Annotated in this window: 10 protein-coding genes; 7 read left to right on the top strand and 3 right to left on the bottom strand. The window is 39.3% G+C overall.

What is annotated here, in order from left to right:
* Both G466_RS0105630 and G466_RS0105625 read right to left on the bottom strand, forming a co-directional pair.
* On the bottom strand, positions 1 to 816 hold the full coding sequence (locus tag G466_RS0105630; protein WP_026812780.1) for an N-acetylmuramic acid 6-phosphate etherase: 816 nt from the start codon (positions 814 to 816) through the stop codon (positions 1 to 3).
* 229 nt (positions 817 to 1,045) lie between these two features.
* Positions 1,046 to 1,795, bottom strand: coding sequence for a DeoR/GlpR family DNA-binding transcription regulator (locus tag G466_RS0105625; protein WP_026812779.1), 750 nt, complete (start codon positions 1,793 to 1,795; stop codon positions 1,046 to 1,048).
* A gap of 309 nt (positions 1,796 to 2,104) precedes the next feature.
* Between G466_RS0105625 and G466_RS24410 the strand changes: the two genes are divergently transcribed.
* The 6 genes from G466_RS24410 (at position 2,105) to G466_RS0105605 (ending at position 10,216) form a co-directional block, all read left to right on the top strand.
* The gene (locus G466_RS24410; RefSeq protein WP_229797166.1) at positions 2,105 to 3,085 is read left to right on the top strand and encodes a carboxypeptidase-like regulatory domain-containing protein; all 981 of its coding nucleotides are present in this window, start codon (positions 2,105 to 2,107) and stop codon (positions 3,083 to 3,085) included.
* 138 nt (positions 3,086 to 3,223) lie between these two features.
* Positions 3,224 to 4,060 (top strand): TonB-dependent receptor, encoded by an 837-nt coding sequence (locus tag G466_RS24405; RefSeq protein ID WP_229797167.1) that lies wholly within the window; start codon positions 3,224 to 3,226, stop codon positions 4,058 to 4,060.
* Positions 3,981 to 5,330: a TonB-dependent receptor domain-containing protein gene (locus G466_RS24400; RefSeq protein WP_240488297.1), complete on the top strand. Its 1,350-nt coding sequence runs from the start codon at positions 3,981 to 3,983 to the stop codon at positions 5,328 to 5,330. Before G466_RS24405 ends, G466_RS24400 begins: the two co-directional genes overlap by 80 nt.
* Positions 5,331 to 5,346: 16 nt before the next feature.
* Positions 5,347 to 7,062, top strand: a complete 1,716-nt coding sequence (locus G466_RS0105615; RefSeq protein ID WP_026812778.1) for a RagB/SusD family nutrient uptake outer membrane protein — start codon at positions 5,347 to 5,349, stop codon at positions 7,060 to 7,062.
* 118 nt (positions 7,063 to 7,180) lie between these two features.
* A complete protein-coding gene (locus tag G466_RS0105610; protein ID WP_026812777.1) occupies positions 7,181 to 8,743 on the top strand; it encodes a glycoside hydrolase family 10 protein in 1,563 nt (520 codons plus the stop codon).
* A 12-nt stretch (positions 8,744 to 8,755) separates the two neighbouring features.
* Entirely contained in the window at positions 8,756 to 10,216 is a 1,461-nt protein-coding gene (locus tag G466_RS0105605) for a sodium:solute symporter (protein ID WP_026812776.1), read from the top strand.
* A 222-nt stretch (positions 10,217 to 10,438) separates the two neighbouring features.
* On the opposite strand, the gene G466_RS23050 is transcribed toward G466_RS0105605, so the two are convergent.
* Positions 10,439 to 14,299: a phosphodiester glycosidase family protein gene (locus G466_RS23050; RefSeq protein WP_051315537.1), complete on the bottom strand. Its 3,861-nt coding sequence runs from the start codon at positions 14,297 to 14,299 to the stop codon at positions 10,439 to 10,441.
* Positions 14,300 to 14,564: 265 nt separating this feature from the next.
* On the opposite strand from G466_RS23050, the gene G466_RS0105595 reads away from it, so the two are divergent.
* On the top strand, positions 14,565 to 15,695 hold the full coding sequence (locus G466_RS0105595; RefSeq protein WP_026812775.1) for an acyltransferase family protein: 1,131 nt from the start codon (positions 14,565 to 14,567) through the stop codon (positions 15,693 to 15,695).
* The last annotated feature ends 13 nt before the right edge of the window (positions 15,696 to 15,708 follow it).

The raw sequence follows: 15,708 nt of genomic DNA, 5'->3' as shown, positions 1-15,708 counted from the left end.
CTAGCCTTTTTGGGCATCTATTACCTTTTTAACGGAACCAAATTTTTTTAACAAAGTTTCGGCCTCCTTATAATCCAAGTTAAGTTCCTCTACTAAATATCGGGTACCACGGTCTACAAGTTTTATATTACTGAGCTGCATATTCACCATCTTGTTTCCCTTTACTCTCCCAATTTTGATCATTAGGGCAGTAGATATCATATTGAGGACTAATTTCTGGGAGGTACCACTTTTCATTCTTGTACTTCCGGTAACGAATTCTGGACCTACATTTACCGCAATGGGAATTTCAACTGCTTCTGCTAATGGAGAGCCTGGATTATTGGTAACACATGCGGTAAGCAAACCCTTGGCTTTTGCTTCTTTCACCCCACCAATAACGTAAGGGGTGGTTCCCGAGGCGGCTATTCCAACAACAGCATCATTTTCATTAATACCATAGGCTATAAGATCTTTCCAAGCTTGGTCGGGATCATCCTCTGCATTTTCCACTGCTTTTCGGATGGCAATATCTCCACCTGCTATTAGACCAATAACACGGTCGTAAGGCATCCCATATGTGGGCGGAATCTCTGAGGCATCCAAAATACCCAATCTCCCGCTAGTACCTGCTCCGATGTAGAACATACGTCCCCCTTTATTAAATCTTTCCACCAGGGCATCTACCAATTTAGTAATGGAAGGAATTTCCTTTTCTACCGCCGCTGCAATTTTCTTGTCCTCTTCATTAATACTGGAAAGGATAACATTGGTATCCATAAATTCCAGGTCATTGAAGTTAGAAGGCATTTCGGTAATTCTCTTATACTCTGACATACTTAATAAAATTGTAGTGTTTACTAATAAATTAAAGCTGATCTCTTGGTATTATAATCTTAAACTAGGCTTAAAAAAGGTGCTAAAGATACTTTACCTAAGTCTACTAATAAAGAAATTGAACTTCTAAATAATTCTTATTTCTTGATAATCTCTTGCATTTTACACCTCCATAAACCAACTCTCGATAATTTTAAATCCTATAAAACAGCCATTAAACCGTCTCATCTTATAGTATATTAAATCTCTTGTTCCTATACATATCCAGTAGCGGATTTTCGGGATCTAATTCGGTTATCAATGTATCAATACCTTCTATATCGCAAATCTTGTAACGCTGAATGGTATTTAGTTTTTCTGATATCACAGGGGCCACTATTTTTCGGGAGGCTTTAATCATCGATTTCTTTAACTGCACAATCTCCCAGTCAAATTCCGATAATCCATATGATAGATCAATGGAATGAGTTCCTAAAAAACACAGATCAACCGAAAACTCGGATAACATATGAATAGCACTACCTCCTACGGTGATCTGAGAATCCTTGGAGACTCTTCCACCAATAAAAATTATTTCTACATTCGGTTTTGTCAGTAGTTGCGTAGCCACCGGCAGACTAGGCGTAAAACAGGTTAATTTTAAATTGGTGGGCAACAACCTGGCCATTTCCATATTAGTGGTTCCACCGGTCAACAGTATAACCTGTCCATCCCTTAATAAGGTTATTGCCTTTTCTCCTATTATTGATTTCTCATCTTTGGAATATATTTCAACTCCCTGAAAATTATAATTATGAAAGCCCAAGGAAATAGCACCCCCATGTACTTTTTTCAGCTTCTTTTTCCGATGCAATTCAGTAATATCTCGCCTAACTGTGTCAACGGACACATTAACGAGGTCGGCCATATCGGGTAATAACACCCTATTATGCCTTCTAACCTCATTTAAAATGATTTGCTGTCTTTCTGCCTTTAACATAATTATAACTATAATAACAAATATAAACAATTAATCATCCGCTTGCAGCAAACTGAATAAAAATAGAAAAATAATTGCAAAAAATTGCAAATAATTCTAATTATTGCCTATTTTTGAAAGGCGTAGGATTACATATTCTAATAAATCGCAAAAAACTGCATTGCAAATGAGCAAGTAAAACTCGTAATTGAATATTTTATTAACCTAAAATTAACGACTTAAGATTACCTAAAAAATTGCATTTAACAGGACCTTTTTTATTACTCGTTTTGAAACGATTTAGACTAACTAATTAAACTAACACAGATTATGGAAAAAAGATTTCAAAAATCATTTTTGTTCTTGGCGCTCCTGTGTTCCATACAAGTATGGGGACAGACCAAAACCGTTACAGGGGAGATTTACGACCCTGAAGGGGTGCCCATTCCTGGAGCAGGAATTTACGTGAAAAACACATCTAACGGTACCATATCCGATTTTGACGGAAAATTTTCACTTCAGGTACCAGAAAGTGGTAATACTGTACTTGTATTTTCTTCCTTAGGATTTCTACAACAGGAAATCACGGTAGGGAACAAAACCAACTTCACCATTACCCTTCAGACCAATGTAGAAGGCTTGGATGAGGTAGTTGTAGTTGGATATGGAAGTCAGAAAAAAAGAAATGTAACTGGAGCTGTGACCGGGGTAGATACCGAGGTACTCACCTCTAGACCCATTACCGACGTAGCTAGAGGGCTACAGGGAGCTACTCCTGGACTTACTATAACGTCTCCAAGTGGACAGATCGGAGAAAATCCTACTATTAAACTAAGGGGATCTGTTGGCACCTTAGGTACAGGTGGCGGCGCACAACCACTAATCTTGGTAGATAACGTAGAAATCCCAAGTTTACAGTCCATTAACCCAGAAGACATTGAGGAAATATCCGTATTAAAGGATGCAGCCTCTACCTCTATCTATGGATCAAGGGGAGCTTGGGGAGTTATTTTAATTACTACCAAAAAAGGGAGAAAGAATAGAGCTCCATCAGTCAACTATTCTAACAACTTTTCATGGGCGACCCCTACGGTTACCCCTAAAGTAGCACCTGCAGCTGATGGTGCCGAAATGGCGTTTGCTGCCGTTAATAGAAGAATTCCATCTTTAAAATCCTTTGGCGTAGTAGGGATGAGAATAGACCAATTGGCTATTGAAAAAATGAGGGATTGGGAAGCACAATATGGCGGACAGGACTTAGGGATGGAAATGGTTGAAGGTAGAGATTATGAAATAAGGGACGGAAACTAGTTTTTCTATAGGTCTTGGAATCCTAGCAAACTGTTTGTTAAAGAGTGGGCTCCACAGCAAAAGCAAGATTTTTCGCTTACCGGAGGAGGAGAAAACACTACTTACTATCTTGGATTGGGGTACCTGAACCAAGGTGGGGTGTATAAAACAAATCCCGATACTTATGAGCGATATAACTTAAACCTTAGTATTAATTCTACTATAACGGACTGGTTAGATATCAGAGCTAAAGTGATGCATAATAACTCTTCACAAACAGATCCATTTAAGTTTGGCTCTGCAACTTATGATGCATGGTACTACACTACTAGATGGCCGGCATTCTATCCATATGGTACTGTAGACGGTAAACCGTTTAGAAATCATATTTCAGAAGTGGAACAGGCTAAAATGAACGAAAATAACTCTAGCTTATCTCGTATTAATTTAGGAACTACCATAACCCCTATTGAAGATTTAGCCATTAATTTTGACTTTACCCATGACAGGGTTGAAGACCACGAAAAGCAGGTTGGAGGAACTTTATATGCCTATAACTTTTGGGCACAGGGTGCCGATTTTTCTTATGTACCTTATAGTAGCTCTGCTTATGACCGTGTACAATACAACTCTAGTTGGAGCAGAAGAAATACCGCAAAAGCATATCTAGTTTACGATAAGGCTTTTGATGATCACGAGTTTAAATTCACCTTTGGAGGGGATATGGAAAAATATGATTATTGGCACCACTACTCCCAAAGAAGAAATCTTCTAAATCCAGACCAAGGAGAATTAGCACTGGCAACTGGAGATATGTTTATTGGAGGAGATAGAAACAAATGGAACACTTTAGGTTTCTTTGGAAGAATTAACTACGCCTACAAAAATAAGTTACTATTGGAACTAAATGCTAGGTATGATGGTTCGTCTAGGTTATCATCTGACAAAAAATGGGGTTCTTTCCCTTCTGTATCTGCAGGATTATATCCTAACTGAAGAGAATTTCATGGAGTCTTTATATCCAACACTTTCCTTCTTAAAACTAAGAGCTTCTTATGGTTCAGTAGGAAACCAAAATACCTATTTATCCAGTATTTATAGAATTATGTCCTCTAGTTCTTCTGAATGGCTAATAGATGGAAACAATCAAGTTACTGTAGGAACTCCAGGCGCGTTGCCTTCCTCTTTAACTTGGGAAACGGTGACCACTTTAGATGTTGGTTTGGATGCTAGATTTTTCAACAACAAACTTGGAATGACCTTTGACTGGTACGAGAGAACGGTTAGTGACATGCACAGTTCCGGAATAACCCTTCCCAGCAGCTTTGGAACTTCTTCTCCAAGACGTAATTACGGAGAGTTACAGACCAAGGGTTGGGAGCTGAGCTTGGATTACAAACACCAGTTTGACAATGACCTTAAAGTAAGTGCATTGGTTACCTTGACAGATTTTAAAGAAAAACTAACAAAATACTCAAACACTACAAAAGGTATCACCTCTAATTATGAAGGTAAAGTCCTAGGAGAAATTTGGGGATATGAAACGGATAGATTCTTCACTGAAGACGACTTTAATTCTGATGGCTCTTACGCCAATGGGGTTGCAGATCAAAGTCTTTTTGAAACCAACGGTTGGTTTAAATATGGCCCTGGTGATGTAAAGTTTAAAGACCTTAATGGAGATGGAGTTATAGATTATGGCAGTAGAACTGTTGGAGATTCTGGAGACATGAAGGTAATTGGTAATTCAACTCCTAGATATCAGTACGGTATTCAATTGGGTGCCGATTTTAAAGGCATAGACCTTAGCGTATTTATGCAAGGGGTAGGAAAACGTGATTTCTGGGCTAATGGTCCGGTGTTTATCCCAGGATACAGATACGGCGAAGGATGGTATGAGCACCAATTAGATCATTGGACTCCTGAGAACACTAACGCGTACTACCCTAGACCAAACGATCAGGGCCAGAGTAATAGTTCAATGAACTTTTTGCCACAGACTAAGTATTTGCTTAATATGTCTTACCTACGTATGAAGAACATTACCCTAGGTTACTCTTTTCCAGAATCGGTGTTAAACAAATTAAGAGTGAACAAATTAAGATTATATCTAAGTGGTGAAAACTTATTTGAAATTAGTGGAGTACAAATTCCAGTAGATCCAGAAGTTGACTATACCAACGCTGGAACCAATGATACCTCTAGCTTTGGAAGAGTTTATCCATTTAGAAGATCGTACTCTTTTGGACTTCAATTATCCCTATAATTTTTAAATGAAAAATATGAAGACAATATATAAAATATCACTATTTTTTCTTAGCCTCACTGTACTAGTAGGCTGTGAAGACGACCTATTGGACGTACCGCCACAAGATATGTTGGTAGACGAGACCTATTGGAGCAGTGAGGGCAACGTAAAAACATTTGCCTTTGGCTTCTATACCGGTTATTTTAAAGGCTACGGTTCTGGCTATACTTGGGGGAATTACTTTTCAGGTCAAACTCTGAACGATGATTTTGCACCTACCAATCCATCTAGATTTGCCTTACAAGTACCCACTTCCGGCGGAGGATGGGGATTTGGTTGGGTCAGAAAAGCCAATATCTTTATCAATAGAGTACAAACTGTACCCATGGAACAAGAGGCCATAGACCACTGGACTGGAATTGGCAGGTTTTTTAGGGCAATGGAATACCATGATTTGGTAGCCCGATTTGGCGATGTACCCTACTATGATCAAGAGTTATCAGAAGAGGATAATGAGCAATTATACAAAACTAGGGATGATCGTACTTTTGTGATGGATAAGGTATTGGAAGACCTACAATTTGCTGCCACCAACGTTAGGGCATCCGTAGACAATAATGGTTTGGAGGTGAATAAGGATGTGGTACTCGCCTTTATGTCGCGTATTATGTTATACGAAGGTACTTGGCAGAAATATCACGAAAACAATAGTGCTAAGGCCTCCGAATATTTGGAAGCTGCCAAATGGGCGGCTGATCAAATCATAAACAGTGGGAATTATTCCTTAGGGAACTACAGAGCGGTTTTTAACTCTCTTAGCCTTAAATCAAATCCAGAGGTAATCCTTTACAAGGAATATGAGTCAGGCCTGCTTACACATGCCTTAAATAGCTATAACAATAAGGAACCACAAACAGGGATTTCAAAAAATGCTATTGAATCTTATCTTACTGAAGATGGATTGCCAATTTCCCTATCTCCATTGTATCAAGGGGACCAAGGTATAGACAATGTGATGGCCAACAGAGATGGTAGAATTTATGAGACCTTTGTATCATCAGAGTTAAGAATTAATGGTGTTGCGCCCAACCATTCTACAACAGGAATCGCAACACATAAATTTTTAAATGAAAGTATAAAGGACGATCCCATAGGAAGCTCTAACTTAAATCCAACCGATGCGCCAATTATTCGTTATGGAGAAGTACTGTTAAATTATATAGAAGCAGTAGCTGAATTAGCTACATTAGGAGGTGCTGCCGTATCGCAAGGGGATCTGGATAGGTCTATTAATGTATTGAGAGACCGCGTAGGAGTTAATTTGCCTCATTTACAAGTATTGGGAGATATGCCTGCTGTGGGTGGTATTGTATATGACGATCCTAAAAGAGATCAGGATGTACCTGCATTACTTTGGGAAGTCCGTAGAGAAAGAAGGGTAGAATTGATAATGGAAGGATATAGATTAGACGACCTTAAACGTTGGAAGAAATTGGCATATGTAGATATGGTTGCCAATCCTGAAATTAATCGAGGTGCGTGGATTAAGAAATCCGACTACCCCGAAAGCGAACTGAAGGACATCACATTGACAGATGGAGACGAGGGATATATTATACCTGCCTCTGCTTCTGCATCACTAAGAGTATTTGATAATGAAAGGGTCTACCTAAGCCCAATCCCATTAGATCAAATTACGCTTTACAAAGACCAAGGAGTTACTTTGGAGCAAAACCCAGGATGGGAATAGCAGTTAAGTGTTAATTATATACCTAAAGTACTTCAGAGCAATGCTCTGAAGTACTTTTTTTTAATATTAGAATAATCGTTTTATAACAATATAATCCTCCCTCTATCCTCAAAATTCAATGAAAAAATATTCTTATCACCTTATACTACTTAGCATTCTTAGCATCCTGTCCGTAGGATGCAAACCATCCAAAATATCCGCTTACCTAGACAAACAGCCTATCTCTACTGTTTACACTGATAATAAAACTGTAAAATGGGACCCAAAAACACCTTATAATGTAGAAGAGTTTCGAGCTGCATGGGTAGCCACCGTGGCAAATATTAATTGGCCAAGTTCACCTGGACTCCCCGTCCATGAGCAGCAAAAAGAGGCTATACAACTTTTGGATTTATTAGAAGAAAACAATTTTAATGCTGTTATATTTCAGGTTCGCCCACAGGCAGATGCGCTTTACAAAAGTAACATTGAACCTTGGTCTTATTACCTAACCGGTAAACAGGGAAGTGCTCCCGAAATAGATTATGACCCCTTACAATTTTGGATACAAGCGGCGCACGAGAGAGGATTGGAATTGCATGCATGGCTAAATCCATATAGGGCACACCATACGGCTGGAGGTGAAATAAGCAATACGTCCATAATAAAAACCAATCCCGAATTAGTTGTAGCACTAGAAAATGGTATGTATTGGATGGATCCATCCCTAAAAGGAACACAAGAACATTCCTTAGCAGTGGTGATGGATATCGTAAATAGATACGATGTAGATGGCATCCATTTTGACGATTATTTTTACCCCTATGACTCGTATAACAATGGAAAGGATTTTCCAGATGATAAGAGTTGGATTTCCTATCTTAATGATGGTGGCAAGCTGTCCAGATCCGATTGGAGACGCCAGAGTGTAAACACCTTTATCAAAAATGTATATAACGAGATAAAAGATTCTAAACCCCACGTGAAATTTGGCCTTAGTCCTTTTGGCATATGGAGACCTGGTTACCCAGAATCCGTTGTAGGGCTAGATCAATACGATAAACTGTATGCAGATGCCAAACTTTGGTTAAACGAAGGTTGGGTAGATTACTATACTCCACAACTATACTGGAGAATTAATAAAATAGGACAAAGTTTCCCAGAACTTTTGGGCTGGTGGCAAAGCGAAAACACCAAACAAGTCCACCTATGGCCAGGGCTGAATATTGGTCTTGGAGGAGATGAAAAAAATGCAGACGAAGTTATCAATCAAATTATGATTACTCGTGGTATGGTACCAAAAAGTAAAGGCGCCGTTCATTGGAGCATTGCCCCATTAATTAAATATGATAGCTTGGCACTTGCCATAAAAAATGGTCCTTATAGCAAAAAAACCTTAGTTCCTCCTTCCCCATGGCTGAATAACACACCTCCAACCCCCCCAAGTCTTCAAATAAAAAAAGAACAAGATGCTATTGAGTTAACATGGAGCCACCCAGAAAAATCTCAGATATTTAGATGGGTAGTATATTACCAACGCCAAGGCAAAAGATGGGAACACACCATCCTAAACCAAGGATCAACATCCTTGACCCTCCCTATTACCCAAGAAAATGGTAAATTCCCCATTATAAAAGCTGGACTATCAGCAGTAGATAGAACGGGTAACCAAAGTGAATTTTTTGAATTAAATATCAATTAAAACCAAATCCCTATGAGCCCATTAATCGTTTTTGGAGTGATAGCAGCCTATTTTGCAATGCTAATGGTCATTAGTTACTTCACCTCCAAAAAATCTGACAATGATACATTCTTTACTGGCAACAAACAATCGCCTTGGTATTTAGTGGCTTATGGAATGGTAGGTGCCTCCTTATCAGGGGTCACTTTTATTTCTGTCCCAGGCGAAGTAGGGAATACTGCGTGGACCTACCTTCAATTTGTAATGGGAAATATGGTGGGTTATGCCGTTATTGCTTTTGTGCTGGTCCCACTTTTTTATAGGCTAAACCTAATTTCTATCTATGAATACCTAAATGATCGATTTGGAATGAAATCGTACCGGACTGGCGCGTCATTCTTCATTATTTCACAAACTATTGGAGCCTCTTTCAGGCTCTTTCTAGCCGCACTAGTCTTACAAATTGCTTTTTTTAATGCTTTTGGCATTCCATTTTGGGTAACTGTTTTTATCACCATTTTATTAATATGGTTGTACACGTATAAAGCAGGCATTAAGACCATAGTATACACAGACACCTTGCAAACCACTTTCTTATTAGCTGCGGTTGTGATAAGTATTGTGGTAATTCTACAGCATCTAGACCTAAAAATAGGGGATCTTTATGGTGTGGTATCCTCTAACCCCATGTCCAAAATTTTTGAATGGGACTGGCTATCCAATCGTAATTTTTTCAAAACGTTTTTAGCAGGTGTTTTTATTACCATTGCTATGAACGGACTAGATCAAAACGTAATGCAGAAAAACTTAACCTGTAGAAATATAAAGGACGCCCAGAAAAACATCCTTTGGTTTTCAGTTACCTTTTTCCTGTCTACTATGTTGTTTCTAATCCTTGGAATTCTAATATACGAGTACGCAGGAAGCCATAATATCGCAATCCCCGAAAGAACGGATGATCTTTACCCCCTTCTGGCACTAAACTATTTTGGCATTCTGGCTGGAACAGTATTCTTGGTCGGCATTGTAGCCGCAGCTTTTTCAAGTGCCGATTCTGCCTTAACAGCCCTTACTACCTCCTTTTGTGTAGATATTCTTGACATCAGAAAAAAACAATCGTCTCAAAAGAACATAAGGCAGTATGTACATATTGGATTTACTCTGGTTATGTTTACGGTAATCGTCATCTTTAACGCATTTAATGACAGTAGTGTAGTAAGTGCGGTTTTTAAAGTCGCCGGATTTACCTATGGCCCGTTGTTAGGGCTATTTGCATTCGGACTTATGTTTAAACAAAAGATAAACGACAAACTAGTCCCCTACATCTGTATTCTTTCCCCTATACTGTCCTTAGTTCTAGATCTAAATTCCGAAGCTTGGTTTAATGGTTTTAAATTTGGATTCGAGATATTGTTGATCAATGCAATGATAACCATGATTGGACTTTGGATGTTGACGCAAAGAAAAAACACGGTTATCACCAACTCTAACTAAAAAAGTTGCTTTTCATAAGCACAGAAGGCTAATGAATTGCAAATAAAATTAAACACAGATTGCATTCTCTATTACTAAACTTCCTGTCTTTAACAATTAAAGATGGGGAAGTTTAACATTAGAAAGAAAAATTTTAATTACTGGTAATGAGGTATTTACATTGTAATCGCTATTAATTCAAAGTCACAAATACCTTTAATTTAAATAGGTAAAACCACACTCCTACTCCTTCAAACGATACATATAATAGCCACCGCCTTTGTCCCAGCTACAGAAAATAAGTGTTTTTTCATCCGGTGACACTCCTAGCCCCCTTGGTTCTGCTCCATCCAGTTCAGGTAGTTCTAAGGTCCAAACTTGTTTTTTATTGGCATTCCTATAGTGAAAGGTGGATGGAGAAATGCCGCTAGATCTTGTTGCTACATACATGGCCTCCTTCCTAGGGACCCGTAGCGCACTACTTCCCCCGTAGGTACTTACTATAGCTTCCTTTTCCGCATACTTCTGCCCGTCTTTACTGGTGTATACCTGTATCTTTGCAGTCCCAGGATCGGGAAAATAAAGACTTAATCCATCTGGACTCATATCGAACGTACGTGCCAGAATTCTATCTTTTAGTTCTAGGATCCTCACTAGATCAAATTTTGAAGGATCATTATCATTCTGTTTTAAGACATAATTGGGATCATCCGCAAATAGGGACATGGCATAGATCTCACCAAGCTCATTTACCCTCGGCGCTGTGATGGCACGCTCACCTGCTGGCACCTCCCATACCGCAATTCCTTCTCCGGTATTCGCATCTATCTTTATAAGGCGCCTATTTATTCCGGCTAAAATATGTCCGTCCAAATCTACTCCTACCCCATTCACTGGACTGAGTTTATAATCTATCCCATTTATCATAACACTTTGCAAAGGAGAAAAACTGGCAGGCGCCCCTTCTGCTGTTCTAACCACAAAGCCCTTATTGTAATCGGCCAACCATAGTTTATTATTGCCGTCCCAAACGGCTCCATACCCTCCTCCCGATGGGACTATCTTATCTACAAACTCATAATTGGGGGCCACTATTTCTGCAAAATCCTCCAAGGGTTCATTAGATTTTATCAAATGTAATTTCTCAGTCGAAGAGGGGGTGATATTGCTCCCGTCGGAAGAAAGCACCCTATGGTAGAAAATTCCTGACTCCCCTTCTTCAATTCCAGATAAAAGCTCAAACCAAATACGCTCTACAATCTTAAATCTTGGTTCCCTTCCCGTTTGATGCTGCCATAAGACATTCTTAAAATCGGGGTCTTTCGCTAATTGATACGTATAAGAAACAAAATCGCCATCCCTATCCATTGAAGGCTTCCACTCCACCATGTACAGGGTTTCACTATTTCTTATGCCATAGGTATTTTTGGATTGGTGTGAAAGAATTTCTGTTGGTTCAGGGGGTTTGTTGCCAATAGGGTAAAGCTGGCTTCTATATTTTTGATCTTTCCATGTCACCTCAACGTTTAAAGCTCCTACTGCAAGAGATTCCTTTACATCCCGATCCAATGCCATTTCACCCTTAAATACTAGTTGACCCTTTTTTCTCCGAGTAACTTTTAATGATTTTATAGAATTACTCGCTTCGGTATTTCTCCCACTTCCCAAACTCACAGCAGCATTTTTGGTGAAATCTTGGCTCAGAAGCTCCAATTGTCCTTCTAGGTATAAAATATCATCTCGAATTTCTGCAAGTACCATTCCTTGGCCTACGCTATTATGGTCTACCTCAGTATCGAAAACCGATCTAAAGCTCCCTTCAACATGTGTGAAATTGGTATTTATATCCCGGCGGATAATGTTCCCATTTACTCCGAACATAGCGGAAGGATACCTAGAAGTTTCTAAAATTTCCATTTCGGCAGCATTCCGCTTTTTTATGTTATAGGTTGTATATTCCAACCGCTTCCCATCTTCAAAAATATCCACAATGGTAATGGTATTTTCTGGAAGGCGGGTATCTCCCAACCAAGCACGGGGCCCCGACCCTGCAGCACCGGCATTCAACAATGCTAGCTTCCCTTTTTTTGCAGGATAATAGGCATGTTGGTGTCCACTGATATAGGTATGCACCTTATAATCTTCCAGCAATCGTTGCAACTTTTTAGGATTCTCTAAAAGATTCCCTTTAGAATCCCGCTCTTGAGCCACCCCATATAACGGCATATGTCCTATTACGAAACGATTTTTTGCATTTCTTGCCTCAGATGTTTTAAACTGCTCTTCTAGCCAATCCAAATTTTTCTGGGTAATTACAGAAGAGGAAGCCTCCCAAGAGACAAAAAACACTCCATCTTTCACGAAGGAATAGTAGTGGGGAAAATGGGATACGTCTACAAAATTCAGCCTAGTCCTTTCAATATTCTTCTCCCAAAATTTTCTGGTCGCCTCGTGTTCTATAGGGTAAGATCGTGGACCATCATGATTTCCTACCGTAAAGGCAAAAGGAATTTGGGCTTTATCCAAGGGATCCATAATATGTTTATTAAATCCATCCCACATCTTTTTAAGTTGCAGCGTATCCGAGATACCCATTCCCGCAACCATATCACCCCCACACAACACCAAATCTGGTTTCCATATTCTTGGAATACGTTGCATAATACTATCTACCTGCCATTCATAATCTGCAGCACCCAAACCAGAGTTCAGATCGCTGATCACCGCAATTCGCATTGCCCCTCTTTCTGGAAGTTCTGGAAAGTCTTTCTTGGATACCAATCGTATAGCATCCGTGGTAAACTTGCCTTCTCCTCCGCCCATAATTTCAATCATATCCCCTGCTCCTAAGTGAAATGACCCCAACACTTCCCATTTCCCCGGTTGGGATATGGATTGCTGGTTAACAGAAAGGGTGTCTATTCCAGAAGTACTGTGCACCACATAGAAGACCTCATCAGAATGTGCGTCATCATTAATATACCAAGCCCCCAGTTGGTAGGTATTTCTTCTAATATTTTCTAATTGATATACGGCCTTATTAATACTATTTACCATGCTACTTCGCGCTGGCGTTTCACCATAATAATTATTGTCCCTGCTGTTTTTCCAGATCCCGACTTCGGAATAATAAGGACTATCCGTATCCAAAATAATAATTTCACCATGCTTGGTGGGTGTTTTTTCTGAGAGCACTAAGGCACCGGCGTTTTTACGTAAACTATTTCTATTACCCCCAGTTATAGCTGTTGGCACGTTCACCACTTCACTGCCCGCTACCATTGCTGAAGATCCACCTCCATCTAAATTCAATGCTTCTTTGGCCCCTATCCCAAGCATTAGTTCAGCCAACTCTTCCAATGTAACTCCTACACTGGCCGCTTGACGCCCATCTACCACCATCATCAACAAGGTATTTTCATCTGCATAACCAATGGCACTTCTAGGATGTCTAATTAAATGCCCCTTGCCAAAGCCTTCTTCCTCCGATGTAACATTAATCTCCCCATTCTTTAACAACACTGGCCCAGCTCCTACAGCCTGTTCTGGATTCCATTTTACCCCCTTTTTATTTGTTCCAGGCTTGGAATACTTCCAAATTGCTCCGTCTTGCTTAGATCCAGTAGACCATACTATTTCTGGCAATCCATCTACTAAGCCAAATGCGCCACGCGCCCTATCTCCAGTAGGACCTAGAGCTACAGTTTTTCCGTCTTGGACAATGAGACTCACAGCGCTGGTAGGAGCAAAATACCCCCCGTTCAATGCCAGGATACCGCCATTTTTCTTATATGTTTCCAAGGTGGTCTCCCTAATGGTATTGCTGCCCATTGATCTTAAATCCAAATTTGTGTCCCGTAAATCTACTTTTGCATAGACAGCCCTAATAGGTTCTCCATCGGCCAATGTTCCCGCAGCATCAAAGACTTGAACAGAATTTGGCAAAACTATATTAAGATCTTCACGAGGCTTCCAATCCAATCCCAGATCTTGGGAAAATAAAGGGAGCGATAAAAAGAACATAAAAACAAAAAAAAGAGGAAGGGATAAACGCAATTTCCCACAAGAATGAGCATTAGCTCTGCCTAATAAAAAAGAACTCATATACACAGAAATAGAATTGTTACTATTAAATAACCATTAATGGACATACTATTTAATTACAAGCCCTAAATATAAAGCTCCCTCTATTCAGAACCTAGTCTTTAACTCGCTTTACCCAAAACCGTTACAAAACAGTGGGAGTAGTTAACAAATGGGGTAAACTCTCTATTAATTTGCGAAAAAAAGCCTTACTTTTAGAGATTTGAATTTAAAATAACCAACAGATTAAATCTTGATCTAAATCTTTAAAAAAAGCCAACCATCAATGGAGAAAACAATTACTACGCAAAGGTATTACGCCTTGGATATTTTACGAGGTATGACCATTGCCTTAATGATAATGGTAAACAACCCAGGAAGCTGGTCACACATCTACCCACCACTTAAACACGCCGCTTGGCACGGCTTTACTCCTACAGATTGGGTATTCCCTTCCTTTCTTTTTGTTGTGGGTACCGCCATGAGCTTTAGTTTGAAAAAATATCAGACCATGGGAAACAGCCTAATTTTAAGAAAAATAGTTAAGCGGGCAGGGATGATATTTTTAATCGGACTCCTGTTAAATGCATTCCCCTTTATTTATCGTGCCGATGATGGAATTACATTTAAAAATTTAGCCAATATCCGTATTATGGGGGTATTGCAACGGATTGCATTATGTTATCTCTTTGCTTCTTTAATCATTCATTATTTAAAACTTAAAAAATCTGTCATTGTCGGAGTATTAATTCTCCTAGCCTATTGGGCCATAATGTATTTTTTTGGATCATCGCCCAACCCCTTCAGCTTAGAGAATAATGCCGCTCTAAAATTTGACAATCTAATTTTTAGGCCAGAAAATATATATAAAGGATTTGGTATTCCCTTTGATCCAGAGGGGCTCTTAAGTACCTTAACCGCTACTGTAAATGTTATTGCGGGATACGCGGCTGGCGTCTTTGTACAGAAATCAGGCAAAAATCTTAAAACCGTTTTACAACTTATAGCCTCGGGCATTGTTCTTGTAATTATAGCGCTTATTTGGGACGTATATTTTCCAATTAACAAACCTATATGGACCAGTAGTTACGTCTTATATAGTACGGGATGGACGCTAATGGTAATGGCCATTTTAATCTATGTTATAGAGTTATTGAACCTTAAAAAATGGGCCTATTTCTTTGAAGCATTCGGCAAAAATCCTCTTTTTATTTTTGTGGTATCGGGCGTAGTCGCAAAACTTCTTGGTTTGATTCGTATTGGCGGAGTCTCTCTTCATTCGTGGCTGTATAAAAACCTATATTTAAGCTGGCTAAGTGAGGTAAATGCTTCTCTTGCGTTTGCCATCAGCTTTATAGCAGTAATGTGGCTACTGGGCTATGTACTGGACAAGAAAAAAATATATATAAAAGTATAATAATTCACACTAA

It is taken from the genome of Arenibacter certesii DSM 19833 (genome assembly GCF_000429545.1).
Taxonomy (GTDB): domain Bacteria; phylum Bacteroidota; class Bacteroidia; order Flavobacteriales; family Flavobacteriaceae; genus Arenibacter; species Arenibacter certesii.
The sequence above is the reverse complement of the archived record's forward strand: the minus strand, read 5'-3'. Positions and strand labels throughout refer to the sequence as shown.